Raw genomic sequence first — 17,066 nt, 5'->3', positions numbered from 1 at the left:
GGCAAGGCTTGCTATGTTAGGTCACCAAGCTCATGGAGGCGGCAATGCCCCGTCTGTCGATCGATATCAGCCCCCAGGATCACCAGCAGCTCAAGGCCATGGCCGCGCTGAAGGGGCAGAGCATCAAGGACTACGTGCTGAGCCGTGCGTTAGTCGATATCCCCAACCCGGCCGCAATGACGGACGCCGAGGCGCTGCAGGCGCTTAAGGAATTGCTGACCCCGCGTCTCGCTGAGGCCGATGCGGGTCAGGTCGTGACCGCGACTGCCGCCGACATCAAGCGAGAGGCGCGGGTCCGCCAGGGACGTAGATGACAGCCTATCGCTTCACGCGATCCGCGCGGGAAGACCTCATCGACATCTGGCTCTACACGCAGGAGACATGGGACGAGGTCCAGGCCGACGTCTATCAAGATGCGCTTCATCTCTGCTGCGAGCGGATTGCGGCTGGCGGAGTACAGGCCAGACATGTGCCTGGGCTCGACGGGGTGAGGGCGTATCGTTGCCAGCACCATTACCTGTTCTTCGTCGAACAAAACTCGGCCGTCATCATCCTGGCCGTGCTTCACGAGCGAATGAACCTGGTCGAGCGCCTGCGCGATCGGCTCTGACATCGGCTCGCCAACCTGGGGTTTCCGTACCACATTCCCCCGTACTCTCGGAAGAATGGCACTGAAACCCTAACCAACCCGCCGGCCATCCGAATTCAGAGCTTGCCAGAGCCGGAGGTCTCCGCCAGATCGCGATAGGCATCGATCAGCAGACGGCTGCTTGCCGTAAAATTCGCGTGTTCGCTATCCAGCTTCTCAAGTGCAGCGAGCATGAATTCGGCGATGTCCGGCCGGTCATGCCGACAAGCACATCTGAACACGCGCAAAATATCGCGCTCCAACCGGTCGATTGTCGAAGTCATCGCTGCTACCTCCCTATTGATATGGAGCCTGCGCTATCCAGCGATGGGAGGGTCAAGTCACGATTTCAACAATCTCTCCAAGTCGAATTCATCCGATCGAAGGGTGGTGTCTCAGTTTGAAACCGAGGGGGATTGACACGGTATCGAACTGGCGCCGGGCTTCCTATATGCTTAGAGGTAAGCATATGAGGTAGGCATGAACAAAAAAGATAAATTGAAGCGCGACATAGGGGACTGATTGGAACGTGGGGGTCAGGCCGCTTGCCGGTTTGTCGTTGGCGTCTTGAGCGAGGCTTGGTTCATGAAGTTCGCGCGTACGGTGACGACGGCGTGTGCGCCGGCGGTTGACCAGCGCATCTGCTGCAGTTTGTTCATGCGCCGGTTCACCAAGGCATTCGCCAAGCCCTCCGAGGTCGATGTACCGACCGGCTGCGCGGCCCGCTGGCGCCGGGCGTAATCGACCAGATAGGAGCTCTGGCCATTGATGTAGTCTGCGAAATTGCCGATGGCTGTGCGCAGTCGCCGGGCTGGCGCTGCCGTTCGGCCGGACCGTGCCCGACCGGCATCGAAGGCGCGCAGTCGGCGCTCGATCTGCACAAGCGCATCGCGGGCCCTGTCTGTTTGGCCGTTCCAAAGCCGCCAGTGCAGGCTGTCGAGCAGACGCCCGATCGCTGGCCGAGCGCGGTACTCTCGTTCGGTGAGGACGCGCAGTCCCTTGGCCGTGGTCTTCGCGACCTGCACGCGCCGCGCCAGGTGCGGCCAGTCGAGAACGGGCCGCTCCTCGATGTTCGCCCTCAGAAGGTATCGGCGCAGCATCTTGTCGCCGTCCGTAAAGGCGGTGACCGCCGTCGCATCGTGCCGGCCGAGCTGACGAAGAGCGTCGACGATCAGGTCCGCCGGCATCTCGAGCGCCGCGATCGCCCCGCCGATCCGGTGGCTCCGCCCGTTGTCGGCGACACCGATGCCGATCAGCACCTCGTGATGGCGGGGTCCGCGGGTCGCACAACTGCGCACGAAGGTGGTGGCGACCCCAAGGTCGATCGACCGCGCCGGCGTCTCGGTCCTGGCTTTCCCTAGCGGTCGCGCCGAGATCCGCTCCGCCTCGTCGAATATCCGCCGTCGCACGGTGTCCGCACATCCACCCGATGCCTGCGGGAACAACTCTTCGACCAACCCGGCGGCCGCGCGGAAGCTCATCCAGGCACCGAGGCGAGCCAGCAGCAGCCGGTACTCTGCGGTCGAGCGTGCCGATCCGGCCAGCAGTGGCGACACTGGTTCCACTCTCCCGGTGCGCATGAGGCGTGGGACACGGATCGTCAGCGTGCCGTGGAGGCTCTGGATCCTGCGAAGCCGGTAGTCCTTCAGCCGCACCGTCGGATCGAGCCGGCGCCGCAGGTCGGCCTTCGCCCGTAGAGCATCCTCCTGGAGCGCCACGACAGCGCGCTGAATGTCACCGAGTATCCGCTGCGCAGTGCCGTGGTTGAGACCGATGTCCTCGACGCTTGCCGGAGCGACGATCTCATCGAGCCGCGCAACCGCGATGCGCCGTGAGGCTGTGCCCCGGCCCGTCTCAACCAGTTCCAGCTTCCAACCCATTTAATGCTCCCGACGCCGTCGATCCCTCGATCTTCTCAACCGACCGTCTGCGACGAAGGGCCTGTCAGGAGCAACCCCCACGTTCCAATCAGTCCCGCTACTTTGGGGAAATCCGGTAGGGAAACCCCGGGAGGCGAGAAGACGCGTGAGCGAGAGAGACCTACGCGGCAAACAAGGGAAGATCCGCGGGTAAGAGGGGCTTCCTTGAGGTCCGCGCGGCTAAAGGGCAAACTGTGCCGCTCCGAGAGTCGGCGCCGCCCAGCCGGTGCCAGGTTCGCACAAGCTCGGCGCAGTCTCCGTCTGCTCCCCTTAGTACGTAAGCGCTGCCGAGACGGCGGCGGGCCGTGATGCGCCGGCGCAGGATTGACGCGGCAATCCGTCCGGCTTGGGCGAGATCGGTCGCGGTATATCGAATAGCGCGCAGGGTCGATCCTTGCCGGCCATATCTCACCGAGACGGAGTATTCGCCAAAAAGATCGCGGTCTATTTGGAGTTCGTACGCTCGATCTCGATTGGCCGCAGCGTCGGTAAGTTTCAAGCGGATGTGCGCGATGGAAAGCATAAGGGAATAATACCATCCGAAGAGGGCGAAAAGAAGACTTTCCGAGGCGCAGGAACGTCTTTGAGTTGTCTTTGACGGAAACGCCGCCTCGGCCCCTGCCGAGCATAAGAAGAGTCAGCTTCGCCGTCGTTCGGGATGAGAAAGTGGCGGTGCGCCTTTGGCGCAGATACCGCCGCCAGAGGGTGGGGATAATCCGGCCGCATGTTCCGTTGATCGACGGAACCTATAAGAAGAATCTGTGGAGTGATTCACCGGATCATTCTTTTGGACCCTATCAGATTGGAATGGCGCGGTGCTGTCGGCGGACCTTCGTGCAGACCGAGCGACCTCGGTTGCGGTGGCAAGAAGCCTGGCATCGAGGATGGTCCAGGTGTTCGGGCCGTTCCGGTCGCCGGAGATCGGGTTCTGCTTTCGAGCGATGTAGCCCGCCCGGGCGAGGCGGGCGATCGCGAGGTGCGCGGTAGATCGGGCGACCCGGGCGAGGTTGGCGATCGGCGCCATGTGAAGTGTCCAGGTCTCGCGGCCCTTAGAGAGAAGCAGGAGGGCGAGGAGTACACGTCTGTCGGCCGGCGAGAGATGGGATTCGTGCAAGACAGCTGCTGGAATCAGGTCAGCGGCATAGAGATCGAGGGATCTAAGCTCTGCTTCAGCCCATAGGCTTGATCGGCCGGGACGCCGGCGAGCGCAAGAGTAGCTGGTTAGAAAGGCTCTGGGAGAGCGGCGCCGACGAAACCCGCGTCGTATCGAGCCGTCATCGAGGCCTGGAAGTTTAGGCTGCTTGTGCCGCTCTGGCATCGAGGGTCTGGGCGTCCATGACTTCCATTGCTCAAGGGTGGGCTGGACGTCGGCGGTGCGTTCCATGAAAGCCTTGCGCTGAGAGGCGAGGCTACGTTCCAAGCTTCCTCGGCGCTCCGTCGATGATGGATATAATGGGGTCGTCATCCGCAATCCTCTTGGTTAAAAGGCGCGGCACCAGGGCGCGACAAAGCGCTGCGAGAAGTCGCTTTATCCGTTGACACTCAATTTTGGATTGGGGATACTCATCGTCGCCAAACGTTAGTTCGAGTATCCAGCGGTCGCCCCAAAAGGCGGCCGTTTTTGGTTATGGCCCTCGTGCTGCGCGATCTCCTGTTTCGTTGAGTGTCGGTTCGGGTTGAGAGCTGCGCTGAGGCTCGCCCGCGCGCTCGAAGGACAAAGGGTCCGTCATTTAGTGGATGCCAATTGCGGATCGGCCGGGACCTCGGTTCCTTGTGAGGGAAGGTCTGCCTCCCAAGCCCACCAGGCGCCAGTGCCGGACCTGCAGGCGGTGCCGCGGGTCGTCAGTGTCGTGGAGCTATCGACATTCGCCCGGCCCACACTGACGGAATATGTGCGGCAGTATGTGCCGTCGACGCGATAGGACGCGGTGGGCGAGACGGATCCATGAAATTTGTAGAGGGGCGCGTACCACTTGGTGGCGACGCCATCGGCATTGACCTCGAGCGCGGATTGGCAGGCTTGGTCAGCGAACCGCAGCGCGGCCGGGTCCGCGGAAAGAAGATGGATCGAATCGGGAACCAGGCGCCAGCAAGGTTGACCGAGATCCGGGGCGGGTTCTTGGGCGGCGAACTGCGCGCAACCTGCTAAGCAGGTGAGCACGAGGGTGGCAATTCCTGGTCGTTTCATCGGCTTATCCCACAACACTTGATGGGGCATGCAAGCTATCCGCGCGAAATATAGCACATATGTCCTATGTTCCTACAAATCCCAATATGTAGGCGGTGACGCAGGCGGCGCTCGGAGGACGGCCGGGCCGCTTGAGCTACGCAGCCCGGCGCTTTCTTTGTGGAAATCAGGCTGCAGCCTTGGTCGGAATCGGCTGGTCAAAGAGCGCTTGGAAGCCCTGTTCCAGGAACTCATAGGCATCGTGAACGATCTTCAGCGGAGGATGATAACCAAACCAGAACGCGATGTCGGTTTCGCCGTGGTGCCACGTGAGCCCAGGTTCCATGAAGCTGAGGCGGTAGCGGGCGCCAATCTGCTTCTTGACGACGTCTTCGGGCATGAGAGCAAAGACGTGGTCGGCCTGCCAGCACTCGACCGCGATCGCTCGACCGAGTAGGGGCAGAAGAGGCACGAGCGTGTGGCTCAAGGCGGTGCGGCGATAGTCGGGATTCATCCAAATCCCGCCGCTGCAGCCGACGCGCCCTCTCATCGCAGAGAACCAATTGCGGCAGACGGGTGTGGCGATCTCGAATCGATCTCCGGTGCCGTCATTATAGAGCCCGGGTCCATCAATCAGAGCGGCCATATTGGGGTGAGCGTCATATAGGCCGCACGCATATGTCGCGATGGTTCGGCCATCTACATCGATCAGAATGGCCGCTCCACGGGATGCGTGTGTATGTTCGTTTGTGTATCCTTGGAAAGTGTGCCAACCCAGGCGATCGACGGCTGCGAAAGCTTCGAAATCACCATGAACGGATAGGGTGACGCCAAAGCCTTCGAACAACCGATGCTGAGCGCTATTGATCAGTCGTTGGACAAATTGCGTGCCGTCGCGGTCTACGTCCGTGGAGGGAAGCCGTGCAGTAGTATGTGCCATGAGATCAGCTCCGTTCGTGCAGATTGATAACAAACTGTAAGGCTTCATGCCATCGTCGCTGATTGAGTGAACGTTGCGCGATTGAGGCGTGAACCGGTTAATCGTATTCGACTTTATGGAATTAAATGACTCGGAATGACGCGCCCGATGTGTGGGAATATTCTCTGCTCAAGGGGGCAGTCTGCTTAGGGTTGGCGGGCGCTGCATTTGTCCTAATTGCCGGAATCGTCCGTTGGTTGAGCGGAAGCGTGCCGCTTCTGCAGATTGCCTTTATTCAACAAATCGTCGTGGTGGCGCTGGTCGCCCTGCCCAGGGCGGTATCGGGTCAGGTACGCATGACCTCCGTCGGCCATGGTCGTCATATGGTCAGGGCGATGTTGACAGGGGCGGCCATTCTGCTGGGGTTTCTGGCGGTCTCGCATATGCCGGTCGCTGAAGTTACGGCGATCCTGTTCTCCAGAATGGTCTTCACGGCCATCCTTGCGAAGACATGGCTGGGGGAGCGGTTTAGCCTGGTCAAGGCTATGGGCATCGCTGTGGCGGCGGCGGGAGTTGTCGTCGTGCTCGATCCAAGTTTCGGCGAGGTCAACATCTACGGTTGGGCAGCGGTTGGATCCGCTGCGGCAATGTCGCTGAGCATGCTGATGATCCGGTGGATGCGATCTGAGCCAAGAGAAGCAATCGTTGGGAGGCAAGCGATCTGGCTCGCGGTGGGCTTGGCGCCCGGCGCAATTTCTGTGTGGGCGGATGTCTCGTGGATGGAACTCGCCGGCTGCTTGGCGACAGGATTGCTCCTCTGGTTTTCGCAGCACATGAACGTCTTTGCATTCAGGTATGCAGAGCCGAGCGCAATTCAGTCTGTGGAAGCTTTTCGGCTCGTTGTGGCATTGGTAATCGACTTGGCGGTCTTCGGCATTTTGCCAGAAGATCAGACCATGCTCGGGGGAGCTTTGGTCGTCCTGGCGACTGGAATTGTGATTTTCGGCCGTCGGGATGGAGGGCGGAATTAGGGAGGGCGCAATGGAAAAAACGGGTCGGGCCTTTAGTGGTCCGGAGCTACGGGCTGCTGCAGCGCGCATGAAGATGACGCAGAAGGATGTGGCGCATGCGGCAGGAGTGTCCCCGCGGACTGTCAGCCGTGTCTTTGCAGAAGAGCGGCCTAGCGCGCGGGATGGCACGTTGGAGCAAATCGCGAGGGTTGTGGGCCTGGGTGAACCGATCGCCAGCGGCCTGCCGCACCCTTTTATCGTGGTGGATCTGCCTTGTACTGCACTGGCCGGAGCGAGCGAGAAACTGCCCCACATTTATGCGCTTTTCGAAATCTCGATGCGGACCAGAGACAGGGAAAAGGTGCTGGAGCGGGTTAGGTTAAGTGACGCGACAAGAGTCACTTCTGTCTCATTACACGACGGCGATCTCTACATTGACGAGATGGGCTCCGGAATCCGATGGGGTGGGGAGCGGGCGATCGGCGCACGTGTTCTCGACATAGGGGATGCGATCGTATCCCGTTCCGCGTTCGAAAGATACTGGAAAGCCCTGATTACGGGCGATCCGATCTTTCAGTTTGTCAGATCGACGGCAGGCCTGGAATTCATGGTTATGAGTGTCGCAGTAGACCGCGACACTCGCCCGGGAATTGTAACCGTTTCCGCGCTTGGGCGGCATTTTCTTTAGAATTAATACGAAAACAGTATAGAAAATTACGGCCATATGGCGATTCTGGCTATGTGTTGGTTTACAACGCCTGCTAGTCTGAGGCCAACCGTTGAGAAAACCTATCAGGGTGATTGGATCCGTGGAGAACGTACGGATTATGGAGGCAGACGAGCTCGACCTTGACGCGCTCGAACGCGATGGTCAGAGGACGGATTACGAGTCCTTGTCGCTCTATCGGTCTATTTGGGTCGATGCGTGTGCAAGAGAGTTCGGGTCGTACGAGGCCGTCGTTGAATTGCTTGATCTGTTGCTTTTCGAGTGCGGAGTCGAGATCCGGACTATCAGCAAGGATCCCCGCCAGATCGCGTTGATCAAATCAGGAATCGTCTGGCAGGGCTTGGGAGGACTCGACCAGGTCGACGCCGTAGATGAGAGCTGTGGCGAGGAGCCTTCCCAAATGAACGCCGTCTCTGGTGGCGGCAGCTTCTAACTCTTCAAATAGGCCGGGGCTAACGCGAACGGTCAGCACATCAAATTGCACTCCGGTTGGCGTCGGGGTGATAGGGATGACGGTATTTTCAGCCCTGGCTTTCAGGTAAGCTTTGGCCGCTGATGTATAGAATGAAAGTAGCGTGATTCCCGCTGAATTACAGGCGGCACGTACCCGTTCTGCATCAGGCGTAGCAAGTCGAACGAGACGCGCTATTTTGCCATGCTTATCAGTTTTGTACTTAGTAGCGGCCATCGGTTTCAAATTTTTTTAGGTATCCATGTCGAAGCTCGGTTAACGCGATAGTCCTAATCCATGAATAAGACATATGTACTGATCAACACAAGCGTGGATTTTCGGGGGCAGCGCCAGGCCGCGAGCAACTTTAGGGGCCTGGTCGCGCCATGACCGTGCTGGCTGCTATTGCGATGGTCGTGATCTCGGCCGGCGCGGGTTGGGCGGATTTTCGCCGAGGCATAATTCCGCCACTGGCAATTATGGGCGTCGCGATCGCCGGCGTCGTCTTCGCGAGCCAGGTGGGGGCGATCGCTGTCTTCAATAATTCGGTCCTCTCAATCTCGATACTGGCTTCCGGTCATGCCGCTTGGTGGACCGTCGACAAGCTCGGCAAAGGCCCGTACTTCGGCCGGGGTGACTGGAATCTCATGGCAGCCGCGGCCCTCGGGTTGGGCGGATTTGGAATCTGGGTCGCGGCAGTGGTGGCGCTCTTCAGTGCGCTTGTTTCGGTCGTGTTTGGCCGTGGGGGTATTGGCCCGTATGGGCCAGGAACGGTGACACTTGGTCCGTTCATGGCCGCTGGGATAGGCGTCGGCGCTTACGTTTTATGTGCAACCTAACAGGATTGGGGAACCTGACAATAAGCGAAATAATTGAAGTATCCGCCGGAGTATTGATAAGCCTCGCCGGAATGTGCGGGGCCGAACGCCTGGCAGTAGCCGTTGCCGCTATGTTGAGCGATGACGGCGGATTCATTCTTGATGCAGTTGTAGGCCTGCGTGAGATAGAAGCCGGATTGCGAGTTCCCACCGACCCCCAAGACCCAGGCTCCGCCGCCACTAGGGGCACCAGCTCGGACGACCTGAGAATTCTGAGCGTTGCCGATGAGGGTCTGTGTCCGGTTTGCCTGTGACGTGCAGGTGATCCGATAGCAGCTACCGGCCTGCAGGCCATCAGGGACGCATTGACCGTTCTCGATGTGATAGCCGGCGTTGCAGGAGGTGGCGGTGCAGGAGCCGTAGCCCGACCCGTTCCACGTCTGTTGTCCGCTACCGTTGGAGACACTGCAGGGCGTCGTCGTAGGGATGCAGGTGTTGTTGTGGACTGTATACCCGGCATTGCAGCCTGTGACGACGCATGTGCTCCAAGATTTGGTCGCGCCGTCCCAGGTCTTTTCCCCCGTACCGTTTGCGATCGGGCACGAAGTGGAGGTGCCGTCGAGGCTCTCTGAGATCAAGTCGTCGACGTTGACGCAGGTCCAGGTGCCTCCGCTGTAGGCGACCACGTCTGGGGCCACGCAGTTCAGGGCTTCGACGGTGTTGACCAGGCCGAGACGGTTGGCGGACTGGGCCGCCCAGGTCGCTGCATCACTATGCGACAGGGTGATCACGATATCATCGCCGGAGGACAGCGAACTGAGAGCGGTCGTGCACGTGGTGTCCGCGCGGCGGTCGGGGCCCGCCGAAATCAAAGCAAGTGCGGTGGCTGCCATGGTTTGCGAGCCGCCGCGGCAATAGGTGATCGCCGTGTTCCAGGAGTCCGTGGTTTGTGCAGGAAGGTCAGCCGGAAGAGTGCTCCCGCTTCCGGCGGCCGGCAGTATCAGGGTTCCAGAGGCGAGATCGAGCGACCCTTGGGTCGCAAGGATCTGCGCAGCCTCAATGAGGCTCGCCCGGGTGGTCGACGCCCGGGCTGATGTCACGGCGTCGGTCTTTGTCTGCATCGCCGAGTAGAGCGAGGGTGCAAGGAAGCTGACGACTGCGGCCAGCAGGATGACGAACGGGTGCGCGATCATGGCATGAGTCCCGGATTGCTGACGATAAAGCTGGACCAAAGCGAGTCGAATTCAGCGCATTGGGAGGCTGAGGGAAGGTTCTGAATTACGCCGATGGAGGCGCACTGGCTGCGCCACATCTCGTTGACGGTCGCCATGTGCGGTGCGACCTGGTGCGGGGTCAAACTTGCCTCATAGACGGACAGCGTGCGGACGATGTCGTCGCCTGAGGACTGACCGAGAAGAGCGTCGGCGCAACTGGTCTCGGTTGCTCGGTCGTAGCCCGAGGAGATCAACGCGAAGAGCGGATCGGCAGTCGAGGTATAGCCGTTCGACGGGCAGTATCCGAACGCGACGCCAAATCGGTCGAGGGGGACGGCTCCGATGTTGTCGGGAATGCCTCCGGAGGGCGAGGCCGTAGGAGGCGTCAGCGTTCCGTCGGAAGCAATTGTGGCTGCGCGGCCGATTGCATAGGCCGTCATGCTCATGCGGTCTACCGACGTTGAGAACCTGGTGGTTTGATCGGCCGACGAAAGAATCTGGTCGACCCTCCTGGATGTCGGCCCAAGCACGATGAGGGCCAGGAATAGGCACAGGAGGAGAAACGGAACGATGGCTCCGGCGTTCCGGTCGCTCATGGGGTTGTTCTGCATGTGCTCCAGTCCGGCTGGACGTCGTGAAAGCCGTACCTGGCGGAAAATTCAGCGAAGGCCTCACACAGGTTGTGGCATTCGAAAGCTGACGTGGTTGGCTTTTCGAGAAGGTCGAACGAGGCAGAGCACGGAACGGTGTAATTGGCGATCAGCTCCGTTTCGGGCGCCTCTAGAGCCTGGCGGGCAAAGACCTGCTCATGGCGGAGACTCCGTGCAACGTCGTCGCCATTCAGGTCGCCGGCCAGAGCCTGCGAGCACCCGGTATCGAAGTTGTTGTCGGCGCCGGCGCTGATCACGAGTAGCGCCGGCAATGTATCGTCCGTAGGGTTGGTGCAGAGTTGGACAGCTCGGCCCCATCCGTCGAGGGTTTCGGTGATGCTGGCTGTGTCGATCGAGGACAAATCCGGTAGGGTGACGCCAACGGGGTGACTGCTGGATTTGGCCGCCCGATCAAGCGCGACCGTGATCGCTTCTACAGTCTTCGAATGCTGAGCAAGGTAGACCTGATCGCGGGCGAGCTGATGGGACTTTTGGGCGTAGACGCCAGCTCCCATGGCTGCGACGAGGAGGAGAAGGGCGATCCCGATGTGCATCGTTCAATTCCCCCGGACGTAAAGGCGTAGGGTTCCCGGTGTGGGCTGCGTAGCCGCGTTGCCGAACTCAGCGACAACGGAACCGACCAGCTCTTCGGCATCGGCTTGGCCGATCGCCTCTACCCAGATCCCGTCCGAGGCATGGTGATATGACCATTCCGAAAAGCCTATTGGGGCAGGCGGGTAATAGACGCCGTCCGACCCTGACCAAAGGCTCGCTCCAGAGCCGGGGCAAACCAGGTCGGAGACGGATTCGGTGGCCGGCTCGTCCGGATATGAGGCATACGCGCCTGTGCCCGTAGAGGTCGGGTATTGAAGGGCGCACCCGCTGATCCGTTGGATGATCAGGCTACCGTCGGCGGTGAGCTGCGACTTGGTCATCGCTCGGCCGAGCACGTCTCCTGTAGTCGCCTGACCGTCGAAGAAGATCTTCCCGAGAGCCAGGAACAGGAACAGCGCGATGAGAATGAACGTGATCCAGCCGAAGCCGGCGTTTCGGTCATCCGGCGCGGCTTTCATCGGGCGTTCACGACGAGATAGAAGAAATTGACGCCGTCCGATGTTTGCGCGCACCCTTTCGACTGTCCGTCGAAAGCACCAGATGGCGATGCGCTTGTCAGGTTGACGGTTACGGCCTGAACGCGGGTCGTCTGCTGCATCGGGGTGTAGATGGTCGTCGAAGCCACAGCACTGGCGACAGGAATGTCATCGTCCTCGTCGACGCCCCACAGGTCGGAATTGATCGACTTGCAGTACTTGTCTTTGATGCCGGTCAGGACAATCGCCCATTCCGGTGCTGTGGTGGCGACGTCCGGGACCGTGAAAGTGCCCGCACCTGTGCCCGTGTTTCCGATCAGGGCCCACTTGCCCCAATCGTCGGAATCAATGCCCGTGGGCCTGGTGATGAACAGCCCGGTGCTCATGGTGGGCTCGGAAATCGCGCCGCTCACGGGGTCGAAGAGCGAGACCCGTTCCGTGTTTGCGCTCGCGGTGTCGACAAAGTCGATGTCTTCAACGCCCCACCCCTGTGCGTTGATGAACGAGATCCCGGAATTGATGCTGCCAGCGGTCGAGTAGATCGAATTGCCGTTCAGTCGAGCCAGATACTCATGGATCCGCGAGAAGGACGAATTGCTTGATGTGACAAAGAAGGCTCCGATCGCGACGACGAGGATCAAGACAATCATGATGACGGCGATCCAGCCGAAGCCGGCATTGCGGTGGTTAGCTTGAACGGCGCTCATTATTTGATCTCCGTTTGGATCTGGTGGGCGACGAGGTCGGCAGAGAGCGGTGCGCTTGGACACTGAGTCCCAGCGCAGAGCTCTTTGATGGACCAGCGGTATTGGGAGGCCTGCGCGATGGCAGTGGTTACGGCCAGCATCCAGGCGACGTACTCGCCAGCGTCGGATGCGCGGACAATGAGTCCAGTCGGCGTGGCGAGGAAGTCGACCTTGGGATTTGTGGCCGTTAGGTCGTTGGCGATCCGCCGGTAGGTTTCGGCAGGCGCCGGATCGGCTTTCAACCCAATTGGTCGAGGCATGAGGGTGCGCGCTGCAGAGACCACGCGCATGCGGTCCATGGAGGCGTCTTGGGCATTGCTCGTGTACACGGCCGCGGCAAGGGCCGCGAGCCAGACGACAAGCGCGGTCAACGATATCCTGCCGATCTTCATTGGATCTTCTCCACGGCGGTCAGACGGAGTTTTTGGGTCGTGGGTAAGCGGGTTCGCTGGATGTCGGGGCCGTAGGAATCGATCTGCTCGTTTGAGACCCAATCCGGTACTTCGGCCGTCCATTTGACGGTGTCGCCTTCGGCGCGGAACTCGGACAGCGCGCCGCCCGTCTCGGGAACAATTCGGCTGAGCGAGTACAACCGACCGATCACCGCCAAAGCCGGCTGGCCGGCGACGTGTCCGAGCTCTGTGCGCAGCTCTCTTTCGTAGCCGCGCGAGGCGTTGGTGATTTCAGCCGTATCCTGGGCGGCGCGGTTATCGCGAGCCACGATTTGGGACAGATTGAAAGCAGCAAAGACCGCGAAGGCCAGGCCGCTCATAGTTAGAGCGAAGTTCAAACGGCTCTGCCGTTGTTCTCGCTGATACATCGGGAGCCGCCATGGCGACCCATCCTCCGGCTCTACGAAGAACCGGGGCAATCCTTGATCCGCTGCCCAAGCAAGGACGAGGTCATGGTTGCCGTGAAAGGACGCCACCGAATTCGCTGCTGTACGGACAGCGGCATAGCCGGACGAGGATTCGGTGATATAGACCCCGTCGCCCTGGTGTCTGCTGTGTCCAGGAAGAGCGGCGGCGAGTGCGCATGTGAAGTCGCCTTTTGAGGGGTCTTGTGGGAAATCCGTGCTTTGAGCGAAGAGCGCGTGGACCTTGCCGTCGGCTACCGTGTGAATGATGGCTACGGCGTCGGTTTGCAGGAGTCCCGCAGCGGCGTGGTGAGCGACGACGTCGCCTTTGCGCTGCGATGCGAGCGGAGCTGAAATCGCTCCGAATGACGATGGTATGTAGTCGACCATCAGAACGCTCCTTGGAAGAGGCCGTCCGTCATCTCGTTTTGAGCGAGGACCAGGTAGAGAAAGAGACCGATGCTGGCGCCGAGGTAGGCGAGGATGACCAGGCTGATCCGACGTGTAAGCCGACCGGCCTCGACTGATGCTGCGTGAACGCGATCGGCGGCGATCGCCTGCATGGTTTCGGCCAGATCGCTATGGCGGGTGCCGCTATGGCCGACGAGCGGCATCTGCTCCCACGGTGTGAGGGGACCCTTCGCAGAGGCGATTGCCGCTGTTACGGGCTCGCCGCGTTCCCGGTGCAGAGTGAGCACCTGGTGCCAATAGGCGCGGGTTAAGGGGTGGTTTGTGGCCGACAGAGCTGAGTTGCATGCCACCAGGAAAGGTGCGCCGGCGCGCAGCATGAAACCGGCAATGGAGAAGGTTTCAGCGACGGCGAGATGGCTGAAGAGGCGCCGAACAATTGGTGTGTGCGATATCGCCAAACCGACTAGCCGGCGCGATCCCGGGTCAGTCAATCGGGACAGAACGAAAATGACACCAGCATAGACGAAGGGAGCCAGGCCGACGATCAGAAGGCAGCGGTTTAGGAGCCGTGCGAGCTCGACCTTGGAAGCGAAATCGGGGTTGCTGCCACCCATTTCTGAGGCGATCCAATCGAAGCCGCCAACCTCCATGGAGGCGACCGATGCGATGGCCATAACAAGCTCGAAACCGGCGATCGCCAATCCGGTCGAAATAGAGCGCCAGATCGTGGTTAGAGAGGCTCGATAGGCGAGAAGCGGTTCAACGATCTGCTGAACAGCGTTTGCCGCAACGGCGGCTGCGAAGAAGGACTTGGCCACGGGATCCAGGAGAGGGATTCGCTCCAGGGAATCCGACAAGGTGCCACCGCCATCAAGAACGTCCAAAGCGGGCTGAAGCTCGGCGCGTTTGCTGCGGTGCTGGATCATTCCAACGGTGGATCGCACCGCGTCGGTCGGCGGGATGCCAGCGCGGATGAAAGCGGCGAGGGTCCGGAGGAAATTCGACCGTTCGGTGGCGGCATAGAACTGGTTATTGATTCGTCGGTGGGAGCGCTCGGTGAGGTCCAGAACGGTGTGACCGGCACCCGTCAGTTCACGACGGACGCTCTGGATCGTTCCGCGATGGAAGTGCTTCGACTGTGTCTTATTGACGATCGGATCGTAATAGCGCGCCTCGATGTAGGTTCCGGTGACCTGGAAAGGATTAATGCCCACGGTTCGCCTCCCAATTGATCTCATGGACGGCGGTCTGCCACGCGATGACATGGCGTTCTGCGAGGGTCTGGAGGTGCGGGCCTCTAGGGAAATAGTCGATACCGGGAATGGCTAGGATCTGGTCGTAGTCCGCGAAATGCCCATCGGCCACGATGCGAGACAGATGCTGGTGCAAGGCTTGGCGGGCTGACGCGTTGATCCAGATCCCGGCCGGTACGACGGTGCGCTGTTTGCCGTAGCCTTGATAGCGACATTCCGGGCAGCCGGCCGGGTTGAGCGAGACGACTTCAACATCGTCTTCAAGACCAAGCGTAGTGCGGGCGTCCTCGGGAAGCTGGGAGGTCGGGACGGTGGTAGAACAAGCCCGGCAGGGTGTCGAAATCAGAACTTGATGGATGATCCAGGAGAGCCCGCGTGACAGCACAAAGGCGGCTTCAGCTCGGCTAGCGTGAATGAATGAGAACAGCCGGGGGAAGGTATCGACAACGGAGTCGGCGTGCAGGCTGCTGAGGAACATGTGACCGGTTTCGACGATCCGCAGAGCGGCCCGAATGGTTTCCTCATCTCGAAGCTCCTGCGCGAAGACGACATCTGGATCGTGACGCAGTGCGGCTCGCAAGAAGGCGTCGAAGGTTAGGCCGACGTCGGCGTGGCGGTTGATGTGCGTCTGAGTGGTGAGAGGGGTTTTGACCTCGATCGGCTCACCGGCCTCAAGCACCCGCAGAGCATGCCGGGGCATGTTCATTACGAACGCTCGCAAGGTGGTCGATTTTCCCTGGTTCGTCGCTCCTGTGACGATCCCCATCGAACCGCGCCGGGACGCCTTCGCGCTGTCATGTTCGAGCCGTTTTACGAACTCTGGGAAATGCTCGAAAATTGCGGGGAGCGATTGGAACGCTGACGGATCGCTGAGGCGCAGCGTCAACTTTTGCTGAGCATGCGTCGGCAAGATCGCAACACGGATGTCGATCGGTCGGCCGTGGTACCTGAAGCGAAAATCGCCGTCGAAGAGCGCTTCAAGATTCGAGGTGTCGATCCCGGCGCGCTCCCGAATAAGGACTGCCAGTCTGCGCCCTAGCTGAGGCGAGACGCTGGCTCGATGATTCAGGCCGTTCGCGACGCGGTACTCGATACGAGTTTCGGCCAGGTTGTCGTGGACCTCGATATGGATGTCGGAGGCGCCGTTCTCGAGGGCGTCCGTTAGGAGTGAATCCAGGGCAGGTCCAAGTGCGTCCGGGGTGGCTGCGATGTCGTGTCGGGCGAGCAAGTCGGTCAACTGCTGGCCGGTCGTATGTGCCGTCGTATTGATGGCGGCGAGTGTCGCCACGGTTTCCTGAGGTTCTTGGACGATCTGTGTAATGACGACGTCGCCTGCTCTGGCTCTGTCGATGAGAAGCGCTTCTTCAAATGGAAGCAGGGGGCGAACCGCGGCGATGTAGAGAGTGCCGTTGTGCAGGCGTATTGGCTTCACTCGAAGCTGCGCGAGCAACGACGCCGGCCAAAGGGAATAGAGCGCCGCCGCGTCGGCCGGCAGCGGCATTTGCAGCCCCATCGATTGAATCAGATCCAGGACAGCCCGAGCCGGGACGAACCCAAAATGGATTACCAGCTCTGCTGCGGTCGCTGGTCGACCGCGCAATTGGTGTTCCTTGACGATCGAGGAGATGTAGTCGGCGCGGCCGGCACTTAGTTGTTGTGTGCCTACGAGCGCGTCTAGGAACTCTGTGGTCGGTGACTTCCCCGGCGGCGGCTGGACGGCAACCGGAGCTTGCCGAACGATCTGAGGCTCTTGGCCGACGTCATGCGACGAGCCCTCCGGTTGATGTGAGGCGTTCGGCTTCGTCCTCCTTGCCCGGGTAAGGGCACTGGCGATCAGACTTCGGCCGAAGATCTTCCAGCGCCCTGTACGGCGAGCCCGTTTCATGTCTGGCAATAGGGGCTCGGAGGTCATTGCTCGTCTGTCCCTTCGGTTCGAACCCCGTAGCCCAAGCTGGCGTAGAAGACGGCTTTATCGTCGTCATCGAAAAGCACCAGCTCGTCGCCTTCGAGTTCGACTTGGTATTTCGCCCCGAGGATCGTGACCGGTCGGCCGTGTGCCGCGCGGATAACCCGTTGTCCGTCGGCCAGGAGTGCAACCCGCCCGATCAGAGCGAAGTAAGACAGAGGCGGCAGCGGAGCGGACGGCTGGTAGGTGGGCACAGGGGTGACCGTGACAGGTTGGGCCTGTACGGCGGGGCCACCGAAT

Annotated in this window: 21 protein-coding genes; 6 read left to right on the top strand and 15 right to left on the bottom strand. The window is 60.6% G+C overall.

Annotated features, from left to right (window positions below):
- Positions 1-44: 44 nt before the first annotated feature.
- Both G578_RS0103765 and G578_RS24550 read left to right on the top strand, forming a co-directional pair.
- The gene (locus G578_RS0103765; RefSeq protein WP_028793121.1) at positions 45-314 is read left to right on the top strand and encodes a hypothetical protein; all 270 of its coding nucleotides are present in this window, start codon (positions 45-47) and stop codon (positions 312-314) included.
- Positions 311-610, top strand: a complete 300-nt coding sequence (locus tag G578_RS24550) for a type II toxin-antitoxin system RelE/ParE family toxin (RefSeq protein ID WP_038013479.1) — start codon at positions 311-313, stop codon at positions 608-610. The genes G578_RS0103765 and G578_RS24550 overlap by 4 nt, the downstream gene beginning before the upstream one ends.
- A gap of 95 nt (positions 611-705) precedes the next feature.
- Here the strand turns inward: G578_RS24550 and G578_RS0103755 are convergent, their stop codons facing one another.
- The 5 genes from G578_RS0103755 to G578_RS29385 form a co-directional block, all read right to left on the bottom strand.
- Entirely contained in the window at positions 706-912 is a 207-nt protein-coding gene (locus G578_RS0103755; protein WP_028793120.1) for a hypothetical protein, read from the bottom strand.
- Positions 913-1,164: 252 nt separating this feature from the next.
- The gene (locus G578_RS0103750) at positions 1,165-2,508 is read right to left on the bottom strand and encodes a hypothetical protein (RefSeq protein ID WP_028793119.1); all 1,344 of its coding nucleotides are present in this window, start codon (positions 2,506-2,508) and stop codon (positions 1,165-1,167) included.
- A 160-nt stretch (positions 2,509-2,668) separates the two neighbouring features.
- A complete protein-coding gene (locus G578_RS30380; RefSeq protein WP_084618673.1) occupies positions 2,669-3,070 on the bottom strand; it encodes a WGR domain-containing protein in 402 nt (133 codons plus the stop codon).
- A gap of 1,203 nt (positions 3,071-4,273) precedes the next feature.
- Positions 4,274-4,765 carry a hypothetical protein gene (locus tag G578_RS29390; protein ID WP_139189445.1) on the bottom strand — a complete coding sequence of 164 codons (492 nt, stop codon included), beginning with the start codon at positions 4,763-4,765 and terminating at the stop codon, positions 4,274-4,276.
- A 136-nt stretch (positions 4,766-4,901) separates the two neighbouring features.
- Positions 4,902-5,654 (bottom strand): hypothetical protein, encoded by a 753-nt coding sequence (locus tag G578_RS29385; RefSeq protein WP_139189446.1) that lies wholly within the window; start codon positions 5,652-5,654, stop codon positions 4,902-4,904.
- A 125-nt stretch (positions 5,655-5,779) separates the two neighbouring features.
- Between G578_RS29385 and G578_RS0103735 the strand changes: the two genes are divergently transcribed.
- The 4 genes from G578_RS0103735 (at position 5,780) to G578_RS0103720 (ending at position 8,660) form a co-directional block, all read left to right on the top strand.
- Positions 5,780-6,664 (top strand): DMT family transporter, encoded by an 885-nt coding sequence (locus tag G578_RS0103735; RefSeq protein WP_038013477.1) that lies wholly within the window; start codon positions 5,780-5,782, stop codon positions 6,662-6,664.
- A 10-nt stretch (positions 6,665-6,674) separates the two neighbouring features.
- The gene (locus G578_RS0103730; RefSeq protein ID WP_169400816.1) at positions 6,675-7,331 is read left to right on the top strand and encodes a helix-turn-helix domain-containing protein; all 657 of its coding nucleotides are present in this window, start codon (positions 6,675-6,677) and stop codon (positions 7,329-7,331) included.
- Between the two features lie 139 nt (positions 7,332-7,470).
- Positions 7,471-7,803 (top strand): hypothetical protein, encoded by a 333-nt coding sequence (locus G578_RS0103725; RefSeq protein ID WP_028793114.1) that lies wholly within the window; start codon positions 7,471-7,473, stop codon positions 7,801-7,803.
- 404 nt (positions 7,804-8,207) lie between these two features.
- Positions 8,208-8,660: a hypothetical protein gene (locus G578_RS0103720; protein ID WP_028793113.1), complete on the top strand. Its 453-nt coding sequence runs from the start codon at positions 8,208-8,210 to the stop codon at positions 8,658-8,660.
- On the opposite strand, the gene G578_RS0103715 is transcribed toward G578_RS0103720, so the two are convergent.
- The 10 genes from G578_RS0103715 to G578_RS0103670 are packed head-to-tail and all read right to left on the bottom strand — an operon-like array spanning position 8,657 to position 17,020.
- Positions 8,657-9,832, bottom strand: a complete 1,176-nt coding sequence (locus G578_RS0103715) for a hypothetical protein (protein ID WP_028793112.1) — start codon at positions 9,830-9,832, stop codon at positions 8,657-8,659. The genes G578_RS0103720 and G578_RS0103715 overlap by 4 nt on opposite strands.
- Complete coding sequence (locus G578_RS0103710; RefSeq protein ID WP_028793111.1) at positions 9,829-10,449, bottom strand: hypothetical protein; 621 nt, start codon at positions 10,447-10,449, stop codon at positions 9,829-9,831. The genes G578_RS0103715 and G578_RS0103710 overlap by 4 nt, the downstream gene beginning before the upstream one ends.
- Positions 10,446-11,057: a hypothetical protein gene (locus G578_RS0103705; protein ID WP_028793110.1), complete on the bottom strand. Its 612-nt coding sequence runs from the start codon at positions 11,055-11,057 to the stop codon at positions 10,446-10,448. The genes G578_RS0103710 and G578_RS0103705 overlap by 4 nt, the downstream gene beginning before the upstream one ends.
- 3 nt (positions 11,058-11,060) lie before the next feature.
- Positions 11,061-11,576, bottom strand: coding sequence for a hypothetical protein (locus G578_RS28145; RefSeq protein WP_051243847.1), 516 nt, complete (start codon positions 11,574-11,576; stop codon positions 11,061-11,063).
- Positions 11,573-12,301 (bottom strand): hypothetical protein, encoded by a 729-nt coding sequence (locus G578_RS0103695; protein WP_028793109.1) that lies wholly within the window; start codon positions 12,299-12,301, stop codon positions 11,573-11,575. The genes G578_RS28145 and G578_RS0103695 overlap by 4 nt, the downstream gene beginning before the upstream one ends.
- On the bottom strand, positions 12,301-12,732 hold the full coding sequence (locus G578_RS0103690; protein ID WP_028793108.1) for a hypothetical protein: 432 nt from the start codon (positions 12,730-12,732) through the stop codon (positions 12,301-12,303). The genes G578_RS0103695 and G578_RS0103690 overlap by 1 nt, the downstream gene beginning before the upstream one ends.
- The gene (locus G578_RS0103685; protein WP_028793107.1) at positions 12,729-13,586 is read right to left on the bottom strand and encodes a hypothetical protein; all 858 of its coding nucleotides are present in this window, start codon (positions 13,584-13,586) and stop codon (positions 12,729-12,731) included. The genes G578_RS0103690 and G578_RS0103685 overlap by 4 nt, the downstream gene beginning before the upstream one ends.
- A complete protein-coding gene (locus G578_RS0103680; RefSeq protein ID WP_028793106.1) occupies positions 13,586-14,821 on the bottom strand; it encodes a type II secretion system F family protein in 1,236 nt (411 codons plus the stop codon). The genes G578_RS0103685 and G578_RS0103680 overlap by 1 nt, the downstream gene beginning before the upstream one ends.
- Positions 14,811-16,772 carry a GspE/PulE family protein gene (locus G578_RS0103675; protein ID WP_028793105.1) on the bottom strand — a complete coding sequence of 654 codons (1,962 nt, stop codon included), beginning with the start codon at positions 16,770-16,772 and terminating at the stop codon, positions 14,811-14,813. Before G578_RS0103675 ends, G578_RS0103680 begins: the two co-directional genes overlap by 11 nt.
- On the bottom strand, positions 16,769-17,020 hold the full coding sequence (locus tag G578_RS0103670) for a hypothetical protein (RefSeq protein ID WP_156907202.1): 252 nt from the start codon (positions 17,018-17,020) through the stop codon (positions 16,769-16,771). The genes G578_RS0103675 and G578_RS0103670 overlap by 4 nt, the downstream gene beginning before the upstream one ends.
- Positions 17,021-17,066 lie beyond the last annotated feature (46 nt).

This window comes from Thalassobaculum salexigens DSM 19539 (genome assembly GCF_000423805.1).
Classification (GTDB): domain Bacteria; phylum Pseudomonadota; class Alphaproteobacteria; order Thalassobaculales; family Thalassobaculaceae; genus Thalassobaculum; species Thalassobaculum litoreum.
This window is presented reverse-complemented; position numbering and strand designations above follow the sequence as displayed.